Annotated in this window: 24 protein-coding genes; 14 read left to right on the top strand and 10 right to left on the bottom strand. The window is 53.8% G+C overall.

Annotated features, from left to right (window positions below):
• Nucleotides 1-4: 4 nt before the first annotated feature.
• The 3 genes from SBO83_RS16195 to SBO83_RS16185 all read left to right on the top strand — a co-directional run bounded on the left by SBO83_RS16195 (nucleotide 5) and on the right by SBO83_RS16185 (nucleotide 3,757).
• Nucleotides 5-1,057 carry a substrate-binding domain-containing protein gene (locus tag SBO83_RS16195; protein WP_396132249.1) on the top strand — a complete coding sequence of 351 codons (1,053 nt, stop codon included), beginning with the start codon at nucleotides 5-7 and terminating at the stop codon, nucleotides 1,055-1,057.
• Nucleotides 1,058-1,283: 226 nt separating this feature from the next.
• A complete protein-coding gene (locus tag SBO83_RS16190) occupies nucleotides 1,284-2,354 on the top strand; it encodes an SIS domain-containing protein (protein ID WP_396132248.1) in 1,071 nt (356 codons plus the stop codon).
• Nucleotides 2,355-2,374: 20 nt separating this feature from the next.
• Nucleotides 2,375-3,757, top strand: a complete 1,383-nt coding sequence (locus SBO83_RS16185; RefSeq protein ID WP_396132247.1) for a PTS transporter subunit EIIC — start codon at nucleotides 2,375-2,377, stop codon at nucleotides 3,755-3,757.
• Between the two features lie 67 nt (nucleotides 3,758-3,824).
• Here SBO83_RS16185 and ovoA read toward each other — a convergent pair whose 3' ends face one another.
• Both ovoA and SBO83_RS16175 read right to left on the bottom strand, forming a co-directional pair.
• Nucleotides 3,825-5,966 carry a 5-histidylcysteine sulfoxide synthase gene (gene ovoA / locus SBO83_RS16180; protein WP_396132246.1) on the bottom strand — a complete coding sequence of 714 codons (2,142 nt, stop codon included), beginning with the start codon at nucleotides 5,964-5,966 and terminating at the stop codon, nucleotides 3,825-3,827.
• Between the two features lie 114 nt (nucleotides 5,967-6,080).
• A complete protein-coding gene (locus SBO83_RS16175; RefSeq protein ID WP_396132244.1) occupies nucleotides 6,081-7,193 on the bottom strand; it encodes a tyrosine-type recombinase/integrase in 1,113 nt (370 codons plus the stop codon).
• A 257-nt stretch (nucleotides 7,194-7,450) separates the two neighbouring features.
• On the opposite strand from SBO83_RS16175, the gene SBO83_RS16170 reads away from it, so the two are divergent.
• Genes SBO83_RS16170 through SBO83_RS16160 form a run of 3 tightly spaced genes read left to right on the top strand, consistent with a single transcriptional unit; the run spans nucleotide 7,451 to nucleotide 10,218 of the window.
• Nucleotides 7,451-8,233: an ATP-binding cassette domain-containing protein gene (locus SBO83_RS16170; RefSeq protein ID WP_396132243.1), complete on the top strand. Its 783-nt coding sequence runs from the start codon at nucleotides 7,451-7,453 to the stop codon at nucleotides 8,231-8,233.
• A gap of 27 nt (nucleotides 8,234-8,260) precedes the next feature.
• Nucleotides 8,261-9,217, top strand: a complete 957-nt coding sequence (locus tag SBO83_RS16165; protein WP_396132242.1) for an ABC transporter substrate-binding protein — start codon at nucleotides 8,261-8,263, stop codon at nucleotides 9,215-9,217.
• Nucleotides 9,218-9,219: 2 nt separating this feature from the next.
• Entirely contained in the window at nucleotides 9,220-10,218 is a 999-nt protein-coding gene (locus tag SBO83_RS16160; RefSeq protein WP_396132241.1) for an iron chelate uptake ABC transporter family permease subunit, read from the top strand.
• Nucleotides 10,219-10,266: 48 nt separating this feature from the next.
• Here the strand turns inward: SBO83_RS16160 and SBO83_RS16155 are convergent, their stop codons facing one another.
• Entirely contained in the window at nucleotides 10,267-11,124 is an 858-nt protein-coding gene (locus tag SBO83_RS16155; protein WP_396132240.1) for an NmrA family NAD(P)-binding protein, read from the bottom strand.
• A 176-nt stretch (nucleotides 11,125-11,300) separates the two neighbouring features.
• Between SBO83_RS16155 and SBO83_RS16150 the strand changes: the two genes are divergently transcribed.
• Nucleotides 11,301-11,687, top strand: coding sequence for a winged helix-turn-helix transcriptional regulator (locus SBO83_RS16150; RefSeq protein WP_396132269.1), 387 nt, complete (start codon nucleotides 11,301-11,303; stop codon nucleotides 11,685-11,687).
• Nucleotides 11,688-11,731: 44 nt separating this feature from the next.
• Here SBO83_RS16150 and SBO83_RS16145 read toward each other — a convergent pair whose 3' ends face one another.
• Together SBO83_RS16145 and SBO83_RS16140 are read right to left on the bottom strand one after the other, a co-directional pair.
• On the bottom strand, nucleotides 11,732-12,127 hold the full coding sequence (locus SBO83_RS16145) for a DUF4440 domain-containing protein (RefSeq protein WP_396132239.1): 396 nt from the start codon (nucleotides 12,125-12,127) through the stop codon (nucleotides 11,732-11,734).
• On the bottom strand, nucleotides 12,124-13,506 hold the full coding sequence (locus SBO83_RS16140) for an MFS transporter (RefSeq protein ID WP_396132238.1): 1,383 nt from the start codon (nucleotides 13,504-13,506) through the stop codon (nucleotides 12,124-12,126). Before SBO83_RS16140 ends, SBO83_RS16145 begins: the two co-directional genes overlap by 4 nt.
• A 125-nt stretch (nucleotides 13,507-13,631) precedes the next feature.
• On the opposite strand from SBO83_RS16140, the gene SBO83_RS16135 reads away from it, so the two are divergent.
• From SBO83_RS16135 to SBO83_RS16120, 4 genes are all read left to right on the top strand, one after another.
• Entirely contained in the window at nucleotides 13,632-14,528 is an 897-nt protein-coding gene (locus SBO83_RS16135) for a LysR substrate-binding domain-containing protein (protein WP_396132237.1), read from the top strand.
• Between the two features lie 47 nt (nucleotides 14,529-14,575).
• A complete protein-coding gene (locus SBO83_RS16130; protein ID WP_396132236.1) occupies nucleotides 14,576-15,109 on the top strand; it encodes a GNAT family N-acetyltransferase in 534 nt (177 codons plus the stop codon).
• Nucleotides 15,110-15,201: 92 nt separating this feature from the next.
• Nucleotides 15,202-15,804, top strand: a complete 603-nt coding sequence (gene tehB / locus SBO83_RS16125; RefSeq protein ID WP_396132268.1) for a tellurite resistance methyltransferase TehB — start codon at nucleotides 15,202-15,204, stop codon at nucleotides 15,802-15,804.
• 5 nt (nucleotides 15,805-15,809) lie between these two features.
• Complete coding sequence (locus tag SBO83_RS16120; protein ID WP_396132235.1) at nucleotides 15,810-16,637, top strand: AraC family transcriptional regulator; 828 nt, start codon at nucleotides 15,810-15,812, stop codon at nucleotides 16,635-16,637.
• A 64-nt stretch (nucleotides 16,638-16,701) separates the two neighbouring features.
• Here SBO83_RS16120 and metQ read toward each other — a convergent pair whose 3' ends face one another.
• Both metQ and SBO83_RS16110 read right to left on the bottom strand, forming a co-directional pair.
• The gene (metQ, locus tag SBO83_RS16115; protein WP_396132234.1) at nucleotides 16,702-17,526 is read right to left on the bottom strand and encodes a methionine ABC transporter substrate-binding lipoprotein MetQ; all 825 of its coding nucleotides are present in this window, start codon (nucleotides 17,524-17,526) and stop codon (nucleotides 16,702-16,704) included.
• Nucleotides 17,527-17,728: 202 nt separating this feature from the next.
• Complete coding sequence (locus SBO83_RS16110) at nucleotides 17,729-18,658, bottom strand: LysR substrate-binding domain-containing protein (protein WP_396132233.1); 930 nt, start codon at nucleotides 18,656-18,658, stop codon at nucleotides 17,729-17,731.
• A 143-nt stretch (nucleotides 18,659-18,801) separates the two neighbouring features.
• Here SBO83_RS16110 and SBO83_RS16105 point away from each other — a divergent pair, with 143 nt between their 5' ends.
• Nucleotides 18,802-20,235 (top strand): MFS transporter, encoded by a 1,434-nt coding sequence (locus SBO83_RS16105; protein ID WP_396132232.1) that lies wholly within the window; start codon nucleotides 18,802-18,804, stop codon nucleotides 20,233-20,235.
• A 20-nt stretch (nucleotides 20,236-20,255) separates the two neighbouring features.
• Here the strand turns inward: SBO83_RS16105 and SBO83_RS16100 are convergent, their stop codons facing one another.
• Nucleotides 20,256-20,972 carry an alanine--tRNA ligase-related protein gene (locus SBO83_RS16100; protein WP_396132231.1) on the bottom strand — a complete coding sequence of 239 codons (717 nt, stop codon included), beginning with the start codon at nucleotides 20,970-20,972 and terminating at the stop codon, nucleotides 20,256-20,258.
• Nucleotides 20,973-21,189: 217 nt separating this feature from the next.
• Between SBO83_RS16100 and SBO83_RS16095 the strand changes: the two genes are divergently transcribed.
• The gene (locus SBO83_RS16095; RefSeq protein ID WP_396132230.1) at nucleotides 21,190-22,143 is read left to right on the top strand and encodes a bifunctional helix-turn-helix transcriptional regulator/GNAT family N-acetyltransferase; all 954 of its coding nucleotides are present in this window, start codon (nucleotides 21,190-21,192) and stop codon (nucleotides 22,141-22,143) included.
• On the opposite strand, the gene SBO83_RS16090 is transcribed toward SBO83_RS16095, so the two are convergent.
• Both SBO83_RS16090 and SBO83_RS16085 read right to left on the bottom strand, forming a co-directional pair.
• Nucleotides 22,121-22,279 (bottom strand): hypothetical protein, encoded by a 159-nt coding sequence (locus SBO83_RS16090; RefSeq protein WP_396132229.1) that lies wholly within the window; start codon nucleotides 22,277-22,279, stop codon nucleotides 22,121-22,123. The two genes, SBO83_RS16095 and SBO83_RS16090, sit on opposite strands and share 23 nt — an antisense overlap.
• Nucleotides 22,280-22,331: 52 nt before the next feature.
• Nucleotides 22,332-22,694 carry an MFS transporter gene (locus tag SBO83_RS16085; RefSeq protein WP_396132228.1) on the bottom strand — a complete coding sequence of 121 codons (363 nt, stop codon included), beginning with the start codon at nucleotides 22,692-22,694 and terminating at the stop codon, nucleotides 22,332-22,334.
• 626 nt (nucleotides 22,695-23,320) lie between these two features.
• Here SBO83_RS16085 and SBO83_RS16080 point away from each other — a divergent pair.
• A complete protein-coding gene (locus tag SBO83_RS16080) occupies nucleotides 23,321-24,457 on the top strand; it encodes an FAD-dependent monooxygenase (protein ID WP_396132227.1) in 1,137 nt (378 codons plus the stop codon).
• Nucleotides 24,458-24,491: the final 34 nt, after the last annotated feature.

The following is a 24,491-nucleotide window of genomic DNA, read 5'->3' as shown; positions in this document are numbered from 1 at the left end:
CATAATGAAGAAAAGCATCACCATAAAAGATATTGCTGAGATGGCCGGGGTGTCGATCACCACGGTTTCCCGCGTACTCAATAACAACCAGTGGGTGGCGGATAAAACCAAAGCCAAGGTTGATAAGGTGATCAAGGAGCATAATTTCAGCCCGAACTTAGTGGCGCGCGGCATGATTTCGAAGAAGACCCACATGCTGGCGGTGGTGGTTTCTGATATCACTAACCCCTACTTCGTGATGCTGGTCGAACAGATTGAAAAGGTCTGTTTGCAAGCTGGCTATAAAGTCATGCTGTTCGACACTCAGTCCGCCAATAAAGGCCCAGCCGGCTCTGCGCAGCATATCGACGAGAACATTTTTACCTCGGTGATCAGCAGCCAGCTCGACGGCGTGATTATTCTCGGTGGCGAAATTGACTACCTTGTGGTGCCGAAGAGCTATCTTGAGGCACTGAAAAAACTCACCGAAACCATCCCTACCGTGGTAGTGGGTCGTCACATTCCGCAGCTTGATTACCCCTGTATAGTCCGCGACCAGACCCACAGCGTTGAGTTGGTCACTCAACATTTGATTGATAAGGGCTATCAGAAAATCGCCTTTATCGGCGGTTCGGAGAAGGTCTACATCACTAAACAGCGGATAAAAGCCTTCAAAGATCAGCTGGCGAAAGCCGGATTAACGGCCGATGACAGCCTGATCGTTGAAACCAACTTTTACCTGCAACACGGCTATCAGGCCGCAGAACGCCTGATACAGCAGCGTCATAAAAGCGGGCTTCCTGAAGCCATTTTGGCGATTAACGATCAGGTGGCCATCGGGGCTATCCGCGCGTTAAAAGATAACAACATCAGCGTGCCGCAAGATATTGCGGTCGCCAGCTGCGAGTACTTCCCTGGCAGCGAATACTACGTTCCACGCATTACCACGGTTGACCATCAAAATGCACAGATCGGTCAGGCGGTTACCACCACTATTCTGGAAATCATCGAGCCGCGTGAGCAGGCGAGTGAGCATCCGGAAATTGTCTCTGTGCTGATTGAAGGCGAGTCTTGCTAAGCTTGTCCCGGCTTGAGTGTTTGCTCAAGCCATCCGTCACTCCCCGTTAAATCCAAAAGCGCACTCCCCCTTGGCAAAAGGCGTTTTAACCCAGCCTTTTGCCACTTCGCTCACAGTTTCAATCTTGTCGTATTGATCTTCCTATTGCCGACTCCTATTTTACTGAAAACGTTTTCAGGTTTTTCATTTAAAAACCTAAAAGACATCGTTAATAATGGAGAAGACCGTGAAGCCGACCATGATGACCTATATTCATCAGCAGCATGAAGTATTGTTAAATATCCTTAATGGATATCCTAAGACCATCCCTGTTATTCAAGATAAGAAAGAGTGGTTAATACTCGCCACCGGCTCCAGTATTAATGCGGCAAAAAGCGCCAAGTATTATATTGAGAAACTAACCCGCGCCAGAATTACTATCGAAGAACCTTTCAATTATCAGCTCTTTGAAAAGCCAAACCCAGCGATTGATTTAGTCATGGGCGTTTCCCAAAGTGGCGAAAGCACCTCCACGCTGAACGCCATGCGCCACATTAAGCAGTACAGCAAAGCGCAAACCTACGGCGTCACCAGCAAGATGGACAGCGAACTGGCGAAGAGCGTTGATATCGCTATTGATATTCAAAACGGTGAAGAACGTGTAGGCTACGTCACCAAAGGTTATACCGCGACGATCCTTACCCTGATGTTACTAGGTTTACGCAGTGCCAGAGCCGAAGGCGCCATTAGTGAACAGCAAGAACACGCCGAACTGGCGATGTTTAAAGCCGCCATCGACGCCATTCCAACCATCATTGATGACACCGAAACCTTCTACCAAACCTGGAAGGAAGAGCTGGTCGACTCGCCGCGTTTCACCAGTATCGGCTATGGCCCGGCGGTGGGCGTTTGTCAGGAGATGGCGACCAAATTTGCCGAAACGGTGCGCGTTCCCTCTCAAGGTATTGAGATGGAAACCTTCATGCACGGTCCCTATTTCGAGGTGAATCCGCAACATCGCCTCTTCTTTATCGAAGTGGAAAGCGTCGCCAAAGAGCGTTTGTTGCTGCTAAGAGAATATGAGAAGAAATGCACACCCTTTATTTACAGCCTGAAGATTGGCACAAGCGATGAGCCGCGAACTTTAGCGATTGATGCCAACGTCAGCGAATATATTGCGCCACTGATTGCTGTGATCCCCTTCCAAATATTGGCTCATCATATTGCTGAAGATAAAGGCAATAACCTCGGCCAGCGTATTTTTACCGATTTTGGCGTCTCGGTGAAAAGTAAAACCAAACCCGGTGATTATAACTAAGGTTTAATGAAGGAAATAACATGGCTATTGGTTATAAGATGATGGCAAGTCAGATTATTTCTGATATTGGTGGTGATAACAATATTGAATATCTCACGCATTGCGCCACGCGGTTACGTTTTAATCTAAAAGATCTCACCAAGGTTAATGAGCCTGCTCTCAACGACATGCCGGATATCATTAAAGTTATCAATAACAATAGCCAGTTCCAGATCGTCATCGGCCCGCAAGTCGAGCATGTTTATAGGGCGATTGAGCAGGCTCGGGTCGTCGAACCTGAAAGCCAGACGGTTGCCGAACCCGTGGAAAAAACCTCGCTGTTTAACCGTCTTCTTTCCAATATCTCGGCCATTTTCACCCCTTACATCGGCGTGTTGGCGGGCGTCGGCATGCTCAAGGGTATCGTGGTTTTACTGCAAACCATGAATCTGGTCCATACCGATGCCTATGTCTTTACCGTGTTTAACGCACTGGCCAGCGGCGTGTTTACCTTCCTACCGCTTTTTATTGCTGTGACTGCCGCAGAGAAGTTTAAAACCAATAAATACATTGCGTTAGCCTTGACGGCGGCCATGGTGTACCCACTGACCACCACGGACATTCCCGCCGCGATCAGCGTCTTTGGCCTGTCGTTAAGCATGAAAATCTACGGCGGCGCGGTGATCCCGGCGATTTTCGCGGTACTTTTCCTCAGCTATGTCGAACGCTATCTGAAGAAAGTCATCCCGGAAGTCGCCGCGCTGGTGTTTGTCCCCTGCCTATCGCTGATTATCACCGGTTTCGTGGTATTCACCTTTATCGGCCCGATTGCTGACTACGTGGGCATCGGCATCGCCAAAGGCTACTTCTGGCTTTACCAGCTCAGCCCGGTGATTTCCGGCGCGCTGCTGGCAGGCATTGGTCAGTTGTTCGTGGTATTCGGGGTGCATTGGGGCATTATCCCGATTGCGCTGATTAATATTCAGGTGTCGGGCTTCGACACCATTATGCCGATGTTTATGTCGGCGGTGATGGGGCAATTCGGCGCGGCCTTTGGCGCAATCTTCATCGCCCGCAATGTGAAAGATAAGCAGATTGCCATTTCAGCCTCTATTTCCGCCTTCTTTGGCATCACCGAACCGGCGTTGTATGGGGTGAACCTGAAGTACCGCATGCTGTTTGTGTTTGGCTGCATCGGCGCGGCGCTGGGTGGCGGAATAACCGGCCTGCTAGGGGTGAAAACCTACAGTTTCTTGCCGGTGCTGAACGTGTTTGAGCTCGGCCTGTTCAGTGGCCCTGACTCGAAGATGATTTACGAAGTCGCCGCTATCGCCGTCGCCTTTAGCGTCCCAGCCATCCTAACCATTATTTATGGCAAAACTAGACTAGCGAAACTGCCCATTCCGGAGACCGAAAAGCCGTGAGATATGGATGTAGATAAGAAAAAGCGCAGCCCTAAATCACTCCGGGCTGCGCTTTTTTATTGCAAAGTTACTTCTTACGCCAAACCGTTAACTGGGCCACGGTGTGCTGATATTTACGCGCCGTCTCGCGGATCACAAAAGGCACATCCATTGGCGGCTGCGCTTCTTCAAAGTCACTCGACAGCAGGCGCTGCAAGGCTTGGTGAGTGGTCAGGGCCTCGCCATTCTCACGCACGCCCCCCAGCCAATTCTCCTTCGGCGTAAACTCTTCCAGCCAGGTGTATGGCGAAGAGAGCATCAGAATGCCGCCGGGACGGATCATAGTGACAACGTCACGCAAGAAACGCTTCGGCTCGCGCAGGCGGTCAATCAAATTGGACGCCAGCACCAGATCATAAGGCTCTTTCTGCGGCTTGAGGTTACAGGCATCGCCCTGCGAGAAATGCACTTTCGCCGCCAGTTCGGCACTCAGTCCGACATCCGACAAGCGAGCGTGGCAGTACTCCATCAGCTCGCCCTCCTCCTGAATCAGATAGCGTAACTCTTCTCCGGCGGCCAGTGACAGCGCTACATCAATGAAGCGCGCCGAGTAGTCCAGACCGGTGACCTGCTCAAATGAGCGGGCCAACTCAAAGCTGGCGCGGCCGGTGGCGCAGCCGATATCCAAAGCGCGCTGGCGTTTATCACAGAGTTTTTCAGCGATGGCGACCAAAGCACAGGCGTAGTTATCCACGCCGAAGTAGGACTTACCGTATTGAAAATCAAGGTATTGCGACACCAAGGTGTCAGTTTCGTACGGATTCACAATCTGTTTTTCCTGATGAGTAGACACCACGTAGCGAAAGCCCGCGTGTTGGAAGAAGTGCCGACGGAAGGCATAGCGCGAGGAGCGTAACGCTTCGTTGCCGGTAGAAATCCAGCTGCCGCCCTTGATGATGGAGTGCTTGCCATCAAAGGTTGGCGTGGAAAAATCGTCATACAGCGGGTGGACGCGGAAACCCGAAAAACCGCCAATTGGCGTGGTCGTCCACTGCCAGACATTGCCGACCACGTCGTAAAAATCCCCTTGCGGGAACTGGTCTACCGGGCAGGAAGAGGCCCACCACGCCAGATTAATATTGCCCGGCGCCTGTTGCCAGTCTGGCTGGTCGCCCTCAACATGGTCGCGTAAAACGTACCATTCGGCCTCGGTCGGCAACTGGATAGACTTACCGGTTTCATCCGCCTTCCAGCGGCAGAACGCGGCGGCTTCCAGCTGATTTACCTCGGCAGGCCAGTCCCACGGCATGGGGATCTCTTCCGTCATCAGGCGCAGCTTCAAAGATTCAGGCGAGGCGAGATCGCCCACCCAAAATGTCGGGCAGACTGCCTGCGCAAAGTCTCGCCAGCCTTGCCCTTCTTCATCCCACCAGTCGTTATTTTGATAACCACCGGCCTGAATAAACTCAAAAAACTCAGCATTGCTGACCAGCATTTTGCTGGCTTTAAAAGGTTTTACCTCGGTCTTGAACGAACCATATTCGTTATCCCAGCCATAAGTATCATCCGTTTTGCCCAAAGTGATCTCGCCACCTTTTTGCGAAACCAATGAGTTCGCCGGAACTTCGCCGCGTTCGGTTCTCGATTGAGGACAGACAGGCCAGTGCTCCTGCGGCTTCACCCACTCGATCGGCAACTGGCGGATCAACACACTGGAGGTTTCGAGGTGAATGCGTTCATGCTCGATACCCATCAAAATCACCCACGCCGGGCTTTCCCAATCCAAAGGCAATTCAAGGGGCATCTCTTTGATAAACTGAGTAATTAACGAGCGAACCTTGCCACGATAATCTCGCAACTGCGCCACGCTCGGCCAGCTGTAGTGACTGTTATCAAGATCGTCCCAGCTCATTTCATCCACGCCGATAGCCAGCATGGCTTCAATTTCATCATCAATGCGATGCTTAATCAGCCCCGCGGCCATTAGCTTGTTGATGTAAAAAGTCGCGGTATGGCCGAAGTAGAAAATCAGCGGGTGACGCAGGGAAATGGCCTTATTGAAGTAAGCGCGCTCGTCGTCCAGACAGTCGAAAAGACGCTCATACAGTGCCCAAGTCTGCTGAAAATAGTTGAGGATCTCCTGTCGTTTTTCCTCTGAACTGCGGCCACTTAAATACAGAGTCTGTGTCGGCGCAGGCAAACCGGTGGTCGTCGTTTTTGTTAAATTCATTATTATTCTCTCCGTTCTCTGACCATGCAAAGTACAGAGCAAAGTCTAGCATTAATTCATTTCATACCGGTTTCATGAGAAATTCTGTCACACTTTAAATTCAGCCGACAAAAATTAACCCACCATAAAAAGCAGCGATCGTTCGCTAATTTGTAGCGATTCGCCTTGATAACGGTGGTGGAGGCTTTGGTAGGAGTCGCTGGAAATTATCCGCTCGATGTCTGCGGACAGGGCTTCTAGCGCCTGTTTCATCTGCGGTAAATAGTCGTGGGTGTCGTAGACGCGGTCGATGCCTTCCAGCGAGTGGTTCATGATTTTACGTGCCACGTCGTTGGCGATATTCAATGATGCGAGTTTGGATCGCGCGGTTCGGCGCAAATCTCGGGTGGTGAAAGCCTCGATGCCCAGCCCTCTTTCTGCGCGGACCATTCTGCGCAAAACCTGGGTGATCGCCCCGCGCGATAAAGGTTTTTGCGGGTCCGAAGGCGAAGGCACCAGCCACGGGCTTTCGGCCGGACTGGCTGCGAAAAGTGCATCAACGCAGCGGGTCATCATCGCGGTGAGCGGCAAACTGTGGTCACGGCGGGACTTATTTCTCTGCCCCTGACGCCACAAACCAATGGTTAAATGAAACTCGTCTTTGCGCGCCCGAACCACTTCATCCGGGCGTCTCGCAGTGAGCAAACAGAGGCGTAAAGCCCAGCGGCATTGCTCTGAAATATCCCATAAATCAAGGCCATGCCAGAAAATCCAGATTTCTGCGTCGGTCAGAGATCGCTCTCTTGGCGGCGTATTTCGCCCGCCGACGTCTCGCCGTTTCATCGAACCAATCGGTGAGTGTTCGATATAACCTTGGGTTTCCGCCCAGCTCATAAACTGTTTGCACAGAGCAAAAACGCGCTTGGCTTCGGCAATTTTTCCATCGGCCAGCAGCACGTTAAATAGCCGGTTGAGTCGCAGTCGCGTCACTTTATTCAGCGGCAGCGAACCAATCATCGGCAGCACGTGTTTGAGCAGAGAAGAAATCGCAATTTCCGGGCGACGCCGCGTGATCATCAACGACAGTCTGATCCACACCTTCATCACCTGCTCGACGGTTGCGTTGCCCTCTTCTTCCATATTATCCAGCTCGGTCAGTGGCGCATTCTTGATCTGGTTAAGAAAAAGGATCACATGGCGGCCTACCTGATCGGCGGCGATGTCGGGTTCTGTCACGGCTTGGTTCATTCAGGTAATTTCTACAGGCAAAAGTCCGGTGCGCAGTTATAACAACTTCAGTAAACCGAGGCAAAACCTTTGTGACTCCAGACCTATTAAGTCTGGAGTCACTGAGAATGCGAATCGCCAATATTAGGCAGCTCAGCTGCATCAATTTACCCAAGGCTTTTGGCGATCATAGCCCCAAAAATGCCAATTTATTTTGATTTCACTTCATATTGATATGTTATAACATAACAATATTATCTTTTGACGAACCTATTGCCATGTCCACTCCCAACGTTCTTAGCATTGAAGGCCTAAGTATCTGCACGCAGCGCAATAACCTGTTAATTAGCGAAGTAAATTTCCAGCTCGAAGCAGAGGAATGTTTAGCGGTGATCGGGCCGAATGGCAGTGGTAAATCGACTTTACTTCGCGCCCTGACCAGCGAACTCGTGCCAAGCGAAGGAAGCATTTTGCTCAACGGTCAGCCGTTGGCCAGCTTCTCGCGGCAAGAGCGCGCCAAGCATATTGCGATTGTGGCGCAGAACGATCCGCCCGATCCGCGACTGCTGGTTGAAGACTATGTCGCCCTCGGCCGCATTCCCCATCACCACTGCTGCACGCCCCTTCATCATCGGCGTTGTATTGAGCGCGCACTGGTGGATACCAAACTGGAACATTTGCGACATCGACTGATCGGGTCACTCTCCGGCGGAGAAAAACAGCGCGCCGCCTTGGCTCGCGCTTTTGCCCAAACTCCGCAATTGTTGCTGCTCGATGAACCGACCAATCATCTCGACCCTTTAAGTCGCGCGACGCTTTTGTCGCTGGTGCGCAGCAAGGGAATTTCGACCATCGCCGTGCTGCATGATTTGCCTCTTATCGAACCTTTCGCCGATCGCGTCGTAGTGATGCAAAAAGGCAGGCTGGTGATCTGGGGTTATCCCGAAATCGCGCTGTCTGCTCAAATAATAAACCGCGTGTTCGGTATGGAAAGTTACACCGTCACCCACCCTATTACTGGCAATCCTTTACGCATTTTTGAAGCGCCTTTGTGCGCTTAATGTTTTACCTTTCTCTAGGACAACCTCATGAAAAAACTCGCCTTTCTGTTGCCCGGTTTACTGTTCTCCAGTTTGACCTTTGCCAGCGGCTTCCCGGTTACGGTGGACAACTGCGGCCAGCCGCTGACTTTTACTCAGGCCCCGCAGCGCGCCGTGATCAACGATTTAAATATGTCGGAAATGGCTTTTGCTTTGGGTTTGCAAAGCCATATTGTTGGCGTGACCGGGATTAGCGGCTGGTACAAAGTGACGCCAGAATTCAAGATTCAGCAGGGAAATATCCCCGAACTGGCTGCCAAATACCCCTCTTTAGAAACTCTGGTTACCGTCGCCCCTGACCTGTTTTTTGCCGGTTGGAACTATGGCATGAAATTGGGCGGCGACGTCACGCCACAGTCGCTCGCCCACTACGGGGTGAAAACGCTGGTGCTGACCGAAAGCTGTATTTTTGTCGACAAGCATCGCCCGCGCGCCAGCATGGATTTGCTGTATGGCGACGAGTTGAAGCTGGGCGAAATTTTCGGCAAACGCGAAGAGGCGCAAAAATTGGTCGATGGCTGGAAAGCTCGCGTCGCAGCCATGCAACAGAAGATAGGTAAACAGAAAGCGCTAAAAGTTTTTGTGTATGATTCCGGCGAGGACAAGCCCTTCACCAGCGGGAAATACGCCATGCCGACGGCAATTATTGAAGCCGCCGGGGGTAAAAACATTATGGACAATCTGGACGCCAGTTGGACCACCACCTCATGGGAGAACGTGGCGACCCAAGAGCCGGATGTGATTGTGTTGCTGGATTACCAAACCGGCGGCGGCGCGGCGGCCTTACAGCATTTCCTCGAATCTCACCCATTAATGAAGGAGACGCCCGCGGTTAAAAATCATCGCTACGTGAAGTTACAGTACAGCGAGTTGACGCCGGGTCCGGCGAATATTGACGCAGTGGAAAAACTCGCCAAGGTGCTTTACCCGGACGCAACGCGTTGAAAATGGGTCGTTTTCGCTATTTTTTGATTATTGCGCTGAGCCTTTTCACGCTGATATTACTGATGCTGCTGGGCGTCGCGGCGGGGAGCGTTTCCCTGCCGATTGCGCAGGTTTTATCCTCGCTGGGGCTTTATCAGGCCCCGGTTCCTGACATGATCCATCGCATCGTGTTCGAGTTACGCCTGCCGCGAAGTTTGTTGGCGGCGCTGACCGGAGCGGGTCTGGCGATGGTGGGCGCCCTACTGCAAACCACTACCCGCAATGAACTGGCCGACCCCTTTTTGTTCGGGCTCTCTTCCGGGGCCTCCGCCGGAGCCGTGGCGGTGATCACCCGCTATGGCGATCGGCTCGGCGCGTGGGGTTTGCCGATTTCGGCCTTCGCGGGCGGCATTCTTTCTGCGGTTTCGGTGATGCTGCTGTTTATGCTGCAACGCGCCAAAGGGGCAGAAAAGCTGGTGATTAGCGGGCTGGCGATCTCTTTCCTGTTTGGCGCACTCACCAACTATCTGGTGTTCTCGGGCGATCAGCGCGCGGCAGGTTCGGTGCTATTTTGGTCGCTGGGCGGATTAGGGCTGGCGCGATGGGACAACATTGGCTTTGCTGTGGCGGCCGTTGCGCTACTGTTTGCCTTGGTCGCGTTGCGCTGGCGCTGGCTGGATGCCCTGCTGGCAGGAGAACAAACCGCTATTTCTCTGGGAATAAACCTCACCCGCCTGCGGATTGAAATCTTCCTCGGCTGCGCGCTGGCGACCTCTTTGTTGGTCTCTTTGACGGGGGTGATTGGCTTTGTTGGCTTGATGGTGCCCCACCTGGCGCGGCCGCTGTGCGGGGTTCGCCATCGTTTATTGCTGCCGGTAGTGGGACTGTTTGGTGCCATTTTAATGTCGGGCGGCGACCTGCTGAGCAGGTTACTGATTGCACCACAGGAGCTGCCGATTGGCATTATCACTGCCGGACTAGGAGGGATTTTTGTCTTGGGATTGCTGTTAAAACGCCAATAAAAAACCGGCGCTATTGACCCACAGCGCCGGTTTCAATCTGTCCAGAACTTAAAGAGACTTTAAGGTCGCCGCAATAACATCTTGATAAGGCGTCGTTTTATGCCCAATCAGTTTGCTCAGGGTTTTGCTGTCGTCAAACAGGCCACCCTTCGCCGCACCGGCGTCTGAATCAGCCAGCATATTGGCGAAACCTTCCGGCAGGCCTGCGCCAAGCAATGCTTTGGCGAACTCATCTTGCGACAGATTAACGTAGTCGACTTTTTTGCCCGACTGGCGCGCAATCTCGGCGGAGAACTCGGCCAATGTGTAGCTTTCATCGCCAGCCAGCTCGTAGATTTTCCCGCCCTGATTTTCCAACTGCAATACCGCCGCCGCGGCTTCGGCATAGTCTTCACGAGCTGCTGAAGAGATGCGGCCTTCGCCAACTGCGCCGATAAACGCATTGTGAGCCAGAGCCGGAGCAATACTCGCGGCGTAGTTTTCGGTATACCAGCCGTTGCGCAAAATCACCGCAGGCACGCCAGAGGCTTTGAGTGCCGCCTCGGTCGCGCGGTGCTCGGTGCCCAATCCCAGTTTGGTCGTGTCGGCGTGCAGCAAGCTGGTATAGGCAATCAATTTCACCCCGGCGCGTTTGGCCGCGTCAATCACCGCCTGATGCTGGGCCTCGCGCTGGCCCACTTCGTTAGAAGAAATTAGCAGCACTTTTTCCACACCTTTGAAGGCACTTTCCAGCGTTTCGGGCTGGGTGTAATCCGCCTGACGCACATCGACGCCGAGGTCAGACAGGTCTTTGGCTTTTGCAGGGCTGCGCACTGCCGCGACGATCTGGTTCGCGGGCACTTTCTTCAACAATGCTGCGATAACAAGGCGGCCGAGTTGGCCGGTAGCACCGGTAATAGCGATCATGATGTTTCTCCGAAAGTGAATTAAGTTCGATTGGACGGTCGTCTTATGACGAAACAGTCTGAATATCGCGTCCGTGAAATACATCCTATGCGATATACTAACTTTTCGTAAGTACGTACAAAAAGGTTAGTATGAAATTAACATCATTGCCGATCGAAACGGGCGAAGAGCAGGTCATGGAGAACATCCTCGGAGAGCGTCTTCGCCGGGGCGAAGTGATGAGCGCCGACTGCCCGTCCCGCGAAATTCTCAGTCACGTCACCAGTCGCTGGGGTGTTTTAGTGCTGATTGCTCTGAGCGATGGCACCCAGCGATTTAGCGAATTACGCCGTAAAATTAACGGAGTTAGCGAGAAGATGCTGGCCCAAACCTTACAAACGCTGGAAACCGACGGCTTTGTGGATCGCATCTCCTACCCCGTGGTGCCGCCCCACGTGGAATACAGCCTGACCCCGTTAGGCGTTGAGGTACAAACACAGCTCACTGGGCTAACGGACTGGGTGGAAACTAACCTGCATCGCATTATGAAGCAGCGCAATCTGCGCCTGGTGGACAAACAATAAAGGCCCGAAATGCGGACCTTTCGCTGTTTAAATGATAGTCCGGCTTATCCCTTTGCGGCGGCGGTTTCGTGTAAATGTCGCCAGATCACTTTGCCATCCGCATCGGCTGAAAACACCACGGTCGAGTAGCGCAGCGTGGCGTTCTGGCCGGGAAGCTGCTGACGCTCCTGATAGCTAACCACTCCGCCGTCGGCGCTTTCTGCCACCAACTTCATCTGTTCGATTTCAATTTGAAGGCCGATTTTTGCGCCATGCTGCGATTGGAAAAATCCGCATAACTTCTCAAAATCCAATACATGGCCACTCAATGTCACCATCGAATATTGCGGGCTGAAGCGGCCCAGCAGCTGGTCACAGGTGGTTTGCGGGGAGTTAGCATTACCCAGCCAGCTGGCGATTAAATCATGTGCATCAAGCACTTCCTGAAAATAACGGTTCACGTTGACTCCTGATTTAAGGTGTTAACAAGGCTGCGATTGGCGATTCGACAACACAGCGCAATGGGAATAAAGACGCTGAGGGCGGCCAGCAAAAAGCAGAATTGGTAGGCGCGTTCAGCACTCAGGCCCGAGTAGCTGAGCAAAAGGTTGAGTAACAGGCTAAGCAGGGTTACGCCGAGGCAAAAACTCAGCTGGCGGTTGATGTTCCACAGCGCGCTGGCGTCGGCCAACTGGCGGTCTTCAATCTGGATAAACGCCGTGCTTTGCGCCGTGCTGCTGCACAAACTGCTGCCAAAGCCCATCAGCGCGAAGGCGGTAAGTTGCAGGCCGATATCCGTCGCGCCGCTGATCTGCGTCAGCGTCGCAATGCCCATCCCCTGTACCAGACAGCCAGCAATAAACAGCGGGCGCGGTCCAAGCTTGTTGAACGTTTTCCCCGTCAGGCTAATGGCAATAAAAGAGGCCAGCGACCACGGCAGCATCAAAATCCCCACCTGCGCCGCGTGCATCTTGAGCTGGTCTTGCAGATAGAGCATGGCGACCAGACTGACGCCGGTAAACAGCCCGGGAATGAACTGATAGATAATCATCGAAATGCGCAGCAGCGGATCCTGCACCAGTCGCAAATTGAGCAGCGGCTGAGGTAAACGCAGCGAGTAAAGCACATAAGCCGCCATTAGCAAGGCTCCCGCTAGCAGCAACCCGCCGCCGAACAGCATCTGCTGGCCGTCCCCCAGATAAGTCAGGCCGAGCAAAATCAGGGTTAAAGCGCCGCACAGCATCAGCAAACCTCGCCCGTCGAAATGCCCGGCGGCGACTTTTTCGATTTCAGGTTTTAACCAGCAGGCTGCCAGAATTAGCGCCACAACCGCCAGTGGCAGTGAGGCAAAAAACACCCAGCGCCAGCTCAGGCTGTCGACAATCATCCCCCCAACTGCCGGGGATAATGCCGGAGCCATCAACCCCACCAGCATGATCACGGACGAAAGCTTGGCTCGCTGGTGACTCGGGTAAAGGGCATAAGTCAGCGTCTGGCCGAGGGGGATCAGCAGGCCCCCACCAAGACCTTGCACCACACGCCAGCCAATCAGCTGCGCCATGGAATTTGACAATCCCGCGCCGCAGGAGCCAAGAATAAATATCAATAATGAGATGATAAACAGTCGCTTAGCGCCGATGCACTGAGCCAGCCAGCGGCTGAGAGGAATAATCAACGTCAGGCCAAGAATATAGCCATTGCTGACCCAAGCCAGCAGGCTGACGGGGGCGTCGAAGTGGCGGCCAATATCCGGATAGGCCACGTTAGCGATAAACATATTGATCAGATCGACAAAAAAGCCCAGCAGGTAGACGCTGGCGACGCGCATCCGGTAAGTCATGAAGTTCTCAGAATATAAAGCAGGAAAGCGTGCAGTCTAGAGCTTTAACTGGCCGAGATAAATTGGCTTACCGGCGTTACACTGTCAAAATAATTTTGACAATAATGCCGGTAAAGTGAGAAATCATGCTGAATTTACAGCGCCTTGAAATGTACGTTGCCGTCGTGGCGGCGGGCAGTTTTACCGCCGCGGCTAATACCCTCGGCCTGACTAAAGCCGTGGTTAGTTTCAACATTAAGCAGCTGGAAAACGAACTGGGTGTCGCCCTGCTAACCCGCAGCACCCGGCGCATTGCCATGACCGACGCCGGAGAGCGATTTTACCTGCGCTGCCTGCAACTGCTACAAGACGCCGAAAGCGTGCTCGACGACGTACGCCGCGATCACTCTGGCCTGCAAGGTTTGCTGCGCATCACCACCACGCCGGAATATGGCGCGCGCGTGGTGGTTCCGGCTCTGGCGGCTTTCTCCCTGCTTCACCCGCAACTGCGCATTCAGCACGTCTCTTCGTCGAATCACGACGACCTGATTTCTGGCCGTTTTGACGTGGCAATTCGCCTCGGGCAGTTGGCGGACTCCAGCCACCACGCAGCGCTGATCGACCGTTTTGATATTCTGCCCGTCGCTTCTCCGGACTATTTACAGCAATGGGGCGGCAACATCGCGGATTTAACCCAGCTGGAGCAGGCACGATGGATTGCCCATAGTCGCCTGAACACCCCGCTAACCTGGCAAGTGCTGACCCCAACGGGTGAAAGCGTGCTGTTCAACGCCGGACAAAGCCCGATGCTAATGGCCGACAGCGCCTCCTCTTTATTAGCCTTCGCCCTCAACGGCGCGGGTATCGCGCTGCTGCCCGTATGGCTGGTTGAAAGTGACATTTTCACTAAAAAGCTGACTCATCTGTTACCCGATCACCGTTTTCCGGCTCAGGGAATTTATGCCCTCTACCCCAACACCCGCCACGTACCGGAAAAAGTGCGGGCTTTTATCGACTTTTTACAACACCGGGTGGCAGGTTGATTAAGTCTGACTAAGCTAAGTGTTGGAATTTTACGGGGTATGATTGAATGATTATCGAAACCGAACGCTTATATCTCCGGCCTATCGCCCAGACAGATTTGGAATCTGTTTGGGCAATTTATGGCGATCCGCAGACTCACCTTTTCAATCCGGCTGGCCCTTATCCTGATATCGCCTATGCCCAAGCAAAACTAACCAGCTGGCTAGCCGAATGGTCTCGCAACGGCTTTGGTAACTGGGCAATTTCTCTGCGCAGTGCGCCCGCTGAGGTAATTGGCTGTGGCGGCCTCAGTCGCAGAAAGGTCGATGAAACGCGCAATATCAATCTTGGCTATCGATTTTCCACGGAAGTTTGGGGGCAGGGGCTGGCGACCGAGCTGGCTTTCGCTGCCCTCGATTATGGCTTTGAGCAGCTCAAGTTGGCGGAAATCTCCGCGACCGTAAGGGAGAACCATCTCGCCTCACGCCGGGTGCTGGAAAAAGTCGGCATGCTTCAGGTGGGATCCCTTGCCGAAGAGGGGCACAAAATCGGCAGCGCGGTATATACCATTGTCGCCGAAAGGCATCGTACTATGCGCTGAGTTAAAAACTTGGGACAAAAACTTGGGGGAAATGCGCGGCTTTCGGAGGATAATGGCGGCATTCTGAGGATCCAGAGACAAAGGAAAGTATGATGTCCAACCAGCCAGCAGCAGAAGATTACTACGCCGAAAAATATGGCCTGACCCGCACGCACTCCGAAGTTATTTTTGCCGCCCAGCAGGTTCCGCCGGGCAAGGTGTTAGATTTAGGCTGCGGCAGTGGTCGCAACTCGCTGTATCTCAATCTTAAAGGCTCAAGCGTCACCGCGTGGGACTTTAACTCGCTGAGCATTGCCAAACTCAATGAGATCATTGAGGCAGAATCTCTACAAGGGATTGAGACGGCGGAAATTAATCTCAATGCCCATCGTTTTAGCGGCGAGTATGATTTTATCCTCTCCACCGTAGTGATGATGTTCTTAGAGCGCAGCAGCATTCCGAATATCATTGCCGATATGCACGCCAGCACCCAACCGGGGGGCTACAACCTGATTGTGGCCGCCATGGATAGCCAGGACTATCCTTGCCCGCTGCCTTTCCCCTTCAGCTTCCAGCCCAACGAGCTGCGTGATTACTATCAAGGTTGGAACATTGTGAAGTACAACGAAGACGTCGGCGAACTGCACAAACGCGACGCCAACGGCAATCGCTACAAAATGCGTTTCGCCACTCTGCTGGCTCAAAAACCGGCCTGACCGTCATGACTCAATCGGTGAGTAAGCCTGAGCAAGTGCGTTACTACCGCCCGGAGGATATTCCGGGCATGGTGCTGGGTGAGGCGCACTTCACCGATTTCAGCTTTGAGCCGCACTTCCATCTGGATTACCACATTGGCTTGATCAGCGAAGGCGCGCAGCGGCAAAAGTTCTCAGGGCAAAGCGGGCTGCTGGGCGCCGGGCGTATCTCGATTATGCCGCCCGGCGAGATCCACACCGGCACGCCGGAAAACAATAATGCCTACACCCTACGCACCTTCCGCGTGGCGCCTGTCTTGCTCAATAATCTGGCAGATGAGTTTTCTGGTCGCCACCGGCCATTGGCGATCGGCGCAGGTATTATTGAAGCGCCGGATCTCAGTAAGCACCTGTCCGTGTTACATCAGCTGATGGCGCAAAAAAGCGATACTGCTGGGCATTCGTTTGACGAGCAATATTTAGCCGCGCTTGAACCGCTGTTTATTCAGCTGAAAGTCAGCAAGCCGGTGGAGACGCAGCAGGGTCTGTCAAAACGCCAATGGGGAGAGATTGAAGCATACTGCCACGCGCATCTGGCGGAGAAAATCTCACTGAGCGAGCTGGCGGCGTTGTGCGGATTGAATCGATTTCAGTTTCTGCGCTGTTTCAGCAAACACACCGGCATGACGCCTTATGCCTGGCTGAAACGCCTTCGGCTGGAAGTGGCCTGTAGCCTGTTGGGGCAATCAGGAAGAAGCATTGCGGACATCGCGTCCGCAGTGGGTTTTTATGATCAAAGCCATTTCAACCGCGCGTTCCGCTGGGCTTTCGGCGTCGCGCCTTCTCACTACTAGTTATATATAGTCAGATAAATCAGTAAGCATCATGGAATCCTGAAATCTCAGGATTCCACAATCATCACCAACCTTTTACTGCATCACCGTGATAAATCTTGTCGGCGGCGGCGGCAACTTCATCAGTTTGATAAGCCTTAACCAAATCCTCCACCTTCTGGCTGTCTTTATTGTCCTCACGCGCCACAATAATATTCACGTAAGGTGAGTTTTTATCTTCAACAAACAGGCCATTCTTAGCTGGCGTCAGGCCGACTTGGCTTGAGTAGTTGGTGTTGATGATGGCCAGGTCGATTTTGTCGTCGTCGATGGCGCGGGTCAGCTGCGGCGCTTCAATTTCAACAATTTTCAGGTGTTTTGGGTTCTCGACGATATCCAGAGAAGTCGGCAGTAAGCCCACGTTATCCTTCAGCTTAATCAAACCCTGTTTTTGCAGCAGCAATAGAGAGCGGCCCAGATTGGTGGGGTCATTTGGCACGGCAACCTGCGCGCCGTCTTTCAGCTCGGAGACGGATTTGATTTTGCGCGAATAGCCTGCGATTGGGTAAACGAAGGTGTTGCCTACAGCCGCCAGTTTATAGCCACGCTCTTTAATCTGTTTTTCCAGATAAGGGCCGTGCTGGAAGGAGTTGGCGTCGATATCGCCGCTGCTCAATGCTGAGTTTGGCAGCACATAATCGGTGAAAGTGACGACTTCCACGTCGAGATTGTATTTCTCTTTGGCAACTTTTTTGACCGTGTCCCACAGCGGCTGGTCAATACCGGCGCTGATGCCGACTTTGATGTGGTTGTCATCTTTCTTCGGGCCACAGCCGCTAAGGATCAGCGCGCTTGCCAAAGAAACTGTTAATAAAGAGGCTTTTACCGCGTGTTTGAGAGAGGTGCGCATAGACAATGTCTTTCCTTAAACTATAAAAAACAACCAAAATGAAGGTGCCCGTCGGGCTAGTTTTGTGGCGTGAGTTTTTCAAACCCCGCCCTCGCTGGCAAATAAGAAAAAGACATAACCTATGCATTAAAAATGCGAGACTTTTTTCAGACTTTCAGCCTGTAAATTCAAGGGCATAAATTAAATACTTCGGCGGTGAGAATCAGCCGGGAGCCAGCCGCCGACAAACGTTGAGCACCAGTTGCCGCAGCCAGCGATGGGCGGGATCCACTTCAGATCTCGGGTGCCACATCTGCGAGATAGTGATTTCTCGCGTTTGCACCGGCAGTGGGAAAGAGCAGAGTTTGGCGAGCTGGCCGTCAGTTTGATTAACCGACTGATTAATCAGGAATGATGCCGGGACGTGAGCCACCAGGTCTGAGGCCTGAGCAATCGCCAGCGCGGCGGAAAAGCCCGGCACCACGGCGGCAATTTTGCGGGTAAAGCCTAGTTCGGATAAGGCCTGATCCACCGGCCCGGTGATGCCTTCGCGGCGCGACACCAAAACATGACCGAAAGAGGCATAGCGCGCCACGCTCATCTTCTCCTCTTGGGCCAGCGGGTGGCCTTTGCGCACCACGCCGACAAACTTATCGCGAAATAGCGTCTGCAAACGGATCTCCGGCCCCATTTCGCCCAGCACGCCAATTTCTAAATCTACCCGCCCTTCCCGCAGCGGTTTGGCGCTTTTCTCCGGCTTAGGCAGAAAGCGCAGACAGACACCCGGCGCTTCTGCGGCGGCAGCGGCAATCAGCGCCGCGCCGAACGCGGTAATAAAACCGTCATTGGAGCGTAGAGTAAAGGTACGCTTTAGCGTGGCAACATTGAGCGCGGTGGCCGCAGGGCGCAGCACGGCGCGGGCTTCCAACGCGGCGTTTTGCGCGCGTTCGCGGATCTCTTCGGCGTAGGGCGTGAGCACCATCTGCCGTCCGGCCCTTACTAGCAGCGGGTTGCCGGTGACGGCACGCAGGCGGCTGAGGGTGCGGCTCATCGCCGAGGCGCTGAGACTCAGGCGGCGAGCGGCGGCGGCGACGCTGACTTCATTAAGCAGCACGTCGAGGGCGATAAGTAAATTGAGATCGGGTTCAGTCATGACGCGCGTTTTACTCCAGAGTCAGTCAAAGTGAGAAGGCGTCTGGTGCAGGTTATAAGTGCAAATGCTGCGCCTTCCGCCTTATCTCAGCGACGAGTATATTTGCTTCATCGACAACTTAATACGAGTGGTAAAGGCTATTTATGGAATTATTCTCCAACCGACCCTGTGACGACGGCTTGCCCGGCCGCGACCGTTTCTTCGCCATGCTGACCGTGATGACCATGGCGGCGATGGTGGTGTTCGACGGCTCGATGGTCAATATCGCCCTGCCGCAAATCGCGCGCTCGCTCGAGGTTTCCGCCGCCGCCGCCGTTTGGGTATCGAATGGCTACCTGCTGTCTGCGGCGATGTCGCTGGCTATCTTCGCCGCCCTCGGCAGCCATATTGGCTTTCGCGCCCTGTTCAGCGGCGGCCTGATCCTGTTCACGCTGGCGTCGGTGGGCTGCGTGTTCTCTTCCTCGCTGGACATGCTGATCGCTATGCGGCTGCTACAGGGGATTGGCGGCGCCGCAACCTTGAGTATCGGCCCGGCCATTTTGCGCACCGTGTTCCCTAATCGCCTGTTGGGAAGAGTGCTGGGCGCGAATGCCCTGCTGATCGCCGCCAGTACGGCCGTTGCACCTATGCTCGGCGGCACCATTCTCGCCGCGCTAAGCTGGCAATGGCTGTTTGCGATTAATATCCCACTGGGCGTCGTGGCGCTGCTTCTGGCTTTGCGCGTGGTGCCGGGCAAAACCAGCACGGTTCGCCAACCCTTTGATGTCGCCGGAGGGGCGCTGTCTGCCATCACGCTCGGCGCGCTGATCATGGCCGCGAATAGCTTTTCCCATGCGGAAAACGGCCATTTTTCAACTCAGAGCCTGCTGGACGCGGTGGCCTACGCCGTGACCGCCATTGTGGCCGGGATAGCCTTTGTCTGGCGTCAGCGCCGCGCGCCCAAGCCGCTGCTGCCTCTTGGCATGTTCGCCTCATCGCGCTTTTCTCTGGCGTCACTTACCTCGTTGGCGTCCTTTGTCAGTCAGGGCATCACCTTCGTCGCCCTGCCGTTTCTGTTCCAAAACGTTTATGGCTATAGCGCCTTTACCTCGGCCCTGCTTTTCACCCCGTGGCCGATTGGCATTATCCTCGCCGCGCCGCACGCCGGGAGGCTGGCCGACCGCCATTCGCCAGCGGTAATTTCAACCATTGGGCTGGGGATATTTGCGCTGGGACTGATTCTGCTCTCTTTGCTGCCAGAACAGGCGGCGATGTGGGATATCTGTTTGCGCAGTCTGATATGCGGCATCGGGTTTGGCTGCTTCCAAAGCCCCAATAACCGCGAAATGCTGGCCAACGCCTCGCGCGAAAACAGTGGCTACGCCTCTGGCGTGTTGGCGATTATGCGCACCTTCGGGCAGTGTCTGGGAACGGCACTGGTAGGCGTGATTTTGTCGATTTCACTGAGTGACGCGGCGCACGAAGCTCAGGCGATTCATTTCAGTTTGTGGGTGGCGGTGATAGCCACGGGTCTGGCGATTATTGTTAGCCTGAGCCGCATTAGAAACACTCACCACCAGCCACTAAAAGACGCCTAAAAACCAAGCCGCACGGGTGTTCAGGCAAATTCGTAACTGATTTTAATCCGCTCTTTAGCTTTGATTTTTCGCAGTTCCAACCCCCTTAATGCCTGGGTGGTGGCGGCATGTGTGCCACCACAGGCTACCGGCACATAGTCGCCCAGGCGCACAATGCGCATCTCTTCGTTTTGCGGAATAGACCCCGCCAGCTCTGGCCGCAGGCGGGCGATGTCATCAAAAGACATACTTTCAATGGTAACAGGCAAATCCTGCTCAATTGCCTCCGCCACCTTGCTGCGCACCTGCTCCAGCAGCTGATCGGCGGCTAAGGCACTGTTTCCAGTGAATTCCACATAGGCACCCGGCAAAAAGTGGTGGCCCTTAGCTGGCACCAAAGAGGGCATCAGAGTTTCCACCACGTGGGCAATTAAATGCCCTGCCGTATGGGCCAGCGACGCCCTGCGGCGGAACTCAGCGTCAATAGTTAAGGTCGCGAGCTGACCGATGTCGAGACTGACTTGGGGATCTACCAAGTAATGGTGCACTTCCCCGCCATGATTCAGCGCCTGGCGCACCAAATGGCTTTGGCCATGCTGGGTCACACTGCCGTGATCCGACATCTGCCCGCCGCCCTGAGGATAAAAAACCGTCTGCTCGACCACAAAATAGCGCCCTTTTTCATCTTCGCCGGTGCGCAAGATTGGGCTTTCACTGGTGATAAGTTCAGGTTGAGTCCGGCTTAAAATGCGCGTCATGCGATGTTCCTCTGGTTTTTATTCATGATTTTTAGCTGCAAACCTGAGTATGGCGCGGGTAAAAGGAGCTGGATTGTAAAAAATTGCACGGTAAAAGATTTTCAAATTCGCCGAGTGCGATTTGCAATAGCCTTTAGGTGAGACAATCCCAAACGATATTGACGACTCCCTTACTATATGGTTGTATAATACAACCATATTTCAGAGATCGATTTCCATGAGTTCAGCCCTCCAAATAGTTGAAGAAATCCGCGTCGCTTCCCGCAAAATGGTGCGAGAGTTGGGTTTTATGCATAACAGGCTGGCCGCCACCCAATACTCTCCATCGGTGGTCCATACCCTGCTCGAAGTGGAAAACCATGGCTCGATGACGGCGGCGCAACTGGTGCAGATTTTAGGGCTTGAGAAGTCGAGCGTCAGCCGCATGCTGACTAAGCTGGTGAGCACCGGTGAGCTGGAAGAAACGCCATCTACCGACGACGCGAGGATCAAGCAGCTTGCCCTGACGGCGCAGGGCAGGAAAACCGTCGAAAAAATCAATAGTTACGGAAGCCAACAGGTGATCGCCGCCCTGCAAAAGATGAATCCCCACCAGCAGCAGACCGTCTCACAAGGGTTGAGATTTTATGCCGAGGCGCTAAAAGCCTGTCGCCAAGAGAGCGAGCGGGAAAGCAAAGATCAGGTAAAAGTCATTTGTGGCTACCAGCCCGGAATGATTGGCCGCATCACTGAAATGCACGGCAGTTATTACGCCAGAGAACATAATTTCGGCAGCTTTTTTGAAGCCAAAGTGGCGGCGGGTCTGGCGGATTTTGCCGGACGTCTGGATAAGCCGGGCAATCAGATTTGGCTGGCGATGCAAAATGGACGCATTGTCGGCTCGGTGGCGATTGATGGTGAAGATCTGGCGAATGGCGATGCCCACCTGCGCTGGTTCATCCTTGATGACGGCTGTCGCGGCAGCGGCGCGGGTAGAAAGTTGATTGCCGCCGCGATGCAATTCTGCGATGAACAAGGTTTCTCGGCGGTACAGCTCTGGACATTCAACAAACTCACCGCCGCTAGGCGTTTATATGAGTCCTTTGGCTTTGAACTGGCGAAAGAGTGGCAAGGCGATCAGTGGGGAAGCACTATCACTGAGCAGCAGTTTACTCGGGCCAAACGCGCATAGCATTGTCGTCCAGCGCCATCATGGCCTCTTTCGACGCGCCCTCTTTGGCTTTGATCGACATGCCATTCAGCAGGGTGCTGAAGAAGCTGGCTAAGGCGGCGGGATCGGCAGTTTTCGGCACATCGCCGTCGACCATTCCCAGCTCTATGCGGCCTCTGAGAGCGCATTCGGTTTCAAAGCGCGCGGCCTTAACAGCCCTTTGTACTGGCGAGGTGGACGGGCAGGAATTCACCGTCGAGACCACCAGCATGCAGCCCGGCGACAGTCCCCACCGCCACGCCCGCCGAAATCAGTGAAGTGGCTCTTGCTCCCTGTTCTTCCGGCACTAGGCGGCGGCCCGCAGGAATGGCAAAGGACCAAAATCCCCCGACGGCCATACCCAAAATGATACGACCGATCAGCAAAACTCCAAAAGAGGGTGCGAGCATCGCCGCCGCGTTAGAGAAAATCACCATCGCAGACAAGAACAGCAGCAGAGTGCGGCGATTCAGCTGGCGGGAAAACAGTATCAACAGGAGCGCCGATGCTGCGGCTGCCAGCCCCGGCAGCATCACCGCCAGCCCTGCTCTACCTTCGCTAACATTCAGCGAATGCGCAATGGGGGGTCAGTAAGCCTATCGGCAAGAATTCGGTGTTAATCAAAACAAAGGTGCCGAAGGCGAGCGAGATAACACTTAACCATCGTTTAAATGCAGAAGCGTTAGGTTGGACGTCCAGGGAAGTGCACTCAGTCATAAAAGATCCCGAAGATTTTAAGTAGAGAGAAGCTGGATATCGCGGCTATGAAACGGCATTAAGGGTCAAGCGTCAATAAATTACGTAATGATCATTACGTAATTATTTAGCTGATTATTCGCTAAGACACTGCCCACGCCTTGCCACCACATCCGCCCTGCTAAAGCTTGCTCCAGAGGGGCTCTGGCGCTATTTCAGCCGCTAAACTTACAGGTTGCACTTACAGGAAATCCTTCCACGTATGAGTATGTTGTAACTAATGTTGGTGCCAATGGAGTGTAGTTAAAAGCCAGAGTTTTGAAGCCAAGGGCATCTTAGATCTGCTTAATAGCCCTCCTTATCTAAGAGAGAACTTTTTATTTGAGTTCTTGGGAACCCTTCTGGCATCTTTAGCGTTGAATCTGACCCTATTTTATCTTTTTAAAGTGCTAAAGGACCCAGAATGAACCAATCAATCGCCATCGTGGGCGCAGGTCTGGGAGGCTTAATGCTGGCCCGGGTTCTTCATCTGCACGGCATTAACGCCACCGTTTTTGAAGCCGAAGCCTCTGCCGATGCGCGTTCACAGGGCGGTTTGCTGGATATCCACGACTATAATGGCCAGCTTGCGCTTCAGGCTGCGGGGCTTTTCGAGCAGTTTCAGGCAATTATCCAGCGCGGCGCTCAGGCATCGCGGGTGCTGAATAAACACGGCAAGGTGCTGCTTGATGAGCCGGACGATGGCGATGGTGGCAGGCCAGAAGTGCATCGCGGCGATTTGCGTAAGTTACTGCTGGATTCACTGCCTGAGGGCATGATCCGCTGGGGGCATAAAGTCACGTCAGTAACGCCGCTAGGCTCTGGGCAGCATCAGCTGACCTTCGCCAATGGCTCGACGTTGGTGACGGATATTCTGGTGGGTGCTGACGGCGCATGGTCGAAGGTCCGCCCTCTTCTCTCCCCCGCCAAGCCAAGCTATGCCGGAGTGACCTTCATTGAAACCTACCTGCACAATGCCAATATAGATCACCCGGCCAGCGCGGCAGCCGTGGGCGGCGGAACTCTGTTTGCTCTCGAACCAAACCGGGGCATTCTGGCGCACTGTGAAGGTAATGGCACGCTGCATGCCTACGCGGCCCTGAGACAGCCTGAGGCTTGGCTAGCAACTGTTGATTTTTCCGTTCCGCTGAGCGCTAAGGCGCAGGTGGCCGCCGAGTTCGCCGACTGGGCACCGGAGCTTACTGCACTTATCACCGACAGCGAAAAAGACGCCGTGGTACGTGCCATTTCCGTGCTGCCTGTGGATCATCAGTGGCAACGGGTACCAGGCGTGACGCTGCTCGGCGACGCGGCGCACCTGATGTCGCCCTTCGCCGGTGAAGGCGCCAATCTGGCCATGTTCGACGGTGCTGAACTGGCAAAAGCCATCGTCGCGCACCTCGGCGATATAGAAGTGGCGCTGGCCGCCTATGAAAAGGAACTCTTCCCGCGCAGCGCGGCAGCGGCAGAAGAAGCCGCGCGAAATCTAGAATTGTGCTTTGGGGAGGACGCGCCGCACAGCCTGCTGGCACTCTTCACCCAGCATCATGATGCTAAATAAGCTCTGTTTAATGATAAAGTTGGCGAAATAGAAT

Source organism: Ewingella allii (assembly GCF_044430645.1).
Taxonomy (GTDB): domain Bacteria; phylum Pseudomonadota; class Gammaproteobacteria; order Enterobacterales; family Enterobacteriaceae; genus Ewingella; species Ewingella allii.
Note: the sequence above shows the minus strand (reverse complement) of the source record. Positions and strands in the feature narration are given on the sequence as shown.

What these genes read in the sequence shown, in the direction of transcription:
- SBO83_RS16165 (WP_396132242.1), top strand. Translation starts at nt 8,261, where the DNA reads ATGAAAAAACTCGCCTTTCTGTTGCCCGGTTTACTGTTCTCCAGTTTG.
- SBO83_RS16175 (WP_396132244.1), bottom strand. Translation starts at nt 7,193, where the DNA reads ATGAACCAAGCCGTGACAGAACCCGACATCGCCGCCGATCAGGTAGGC.
- SBO83_RS16130 (WP_396132236.1), top strand. Translation starts at nt 14,576, where the DNA reads ATGATTATCGAAACCGAACGCTTATATCTCCGGCCTATCGCCCAGACA.
- SBO83_RS16090 (WP_396132229.1), bottom strand. Translation starts at nt 22,279, where the DNA reads ATGGTCGACGGCGATGTGCCGAAAACTGCCGATCCCGCCGCCTTAGCC.
- SBO83_RS16085 (WP_396132228.1), bottom strand. Translation starts at nt 22,694, where the DNA reads ATGCTGCCGGGGCTGGCAGCCGCAGCATCGGCGCTCCTGTTGATACTG.
- SBO83_RS16120 (WP_396132235.1), top strand. Translation starts at nt 15,810, where the DNA reads ATGACTCAATCGGTGAGTAAGCCTGAGCAAGTGCGTTACTACCGCCCG.
- SBO83_RS16105 (WP_396132232.1), top strand. Translation starts at nt 18,802, where the DNA reads ATGGAATTATTCTCCAACCGACCCTGTGACGACGGCTTGCCCGGCCGC.
- SBO83_RS16135 (WP_396132237.1), top strand. Translation starts at nt 13,632, where the DNA reads ATGCTGAATTTACAGCGCCTTGAAATGTACGTTGCCGTCGTGGCGGCG.
- SBO83_RS16185 (WP_396132247.1), top strand. Translation starts at nt 2,375, where the DNA reads ATGGCTATTGGTTATAAGATGATGGCAAGTCAGATTATTTCTGATATT.
- SBO83_RS16195 (WP_396132249.1), top strand. Translation starts at nt 5, where the DNA reads ATGAAGAAAAGCATCACCATAAAAGATATTGCTGAGATGGCCGGGGTG.
- SBO83_RS16100 (WP_396132231.1), bottom strand. Translation starts at nt 20,972, where the DNA reads ATGACGCGCATTTTAAGCCGGACTCAACCTGAACTTATCACCAGTGAA.
- metQ (WP_396132234.1), bottom strand. Translation starts at nt 17,526, where the DNA reads ATGCGCACCTCTCTCAAACACGCGGTAAAAGCCTCTTTATTAACAGTT.
- SBO83_RS16155 (WP_396132240.1), bottom strand. Translation starts at nt 11,124, where the DNA reads ATGATCGCTATTACCGGTGCTACCGGCCAACTCGGCCGCCTTGTTATC.
- SBO83_RS16140 (WP_396132238.1), bottom strand. Translation starts at nt 13,506, where the DNA reads ATGACTTACCGGATGCGCGTCGCCAGCGTCTACCTGCTGGGCTTTTTT.
- SBO83_RS16080 (WP_396132227.1), top strand. Translation starts at nt 23,321, where the DNA reads ATGAACCAATCAATCGCCATCGTGGGCGCAGGTCTGGGAGGCTTAATG.
- ovoA (WP_396132246.1), bottom strand. Translation starts at nt 5,966, where the DNA reads ATGAATTTAACAAAAACGACGACCACCGGTTTGCCTGCGCCGACACAG.
- SBO83_RS16160 (WP_396132241.1), top strand. Translation starts at nt 9,220, where the DNA reads ATGGGTCGTTTTCGCTATTTTTTGATTATTGCGCTGAGCCTTTTCACG.
- SBO83_RS16150 (WP_396132269.1), top strand. Translation starts at nt 11,301, where the DNA reads ATGGAGAACATCCTCGGAGAGCGTCTTCGCCGGGGCGAAGTGATGAGC.
- SBO83_RS16095 (WP_396132230.1), top strand. Translation starts at nt 21,190, where the DNA reads ATGAGTTCAGCCCTCCAAATAGTTGAAGAAATCCGCGTCGCTTCCCGC.
- tehB (WP_396132268.1), top strand. Translation starts at nt 15,202, where the DNA reads ATGTCCAACCAGCCAGCAGCAGAAGATTACTACGCCGAAAAATATGGC.
- SBO83_RS16170 (WP_396132243.1), top strand. Translation starts at nt 7,451, where the DNA reads ATGTCCACTCCCAACGTTCTTAGCATTGAAGGCCTAAGTATCTGCACG.
- SBO83_RS16110 (WP_396132233.1), bottom strand. Translation starts at nt 18,658, where the DNA reads ATGACTGAACCCGATCTCAATTTACTTATCGCCCTCGACGTGCTGCTT.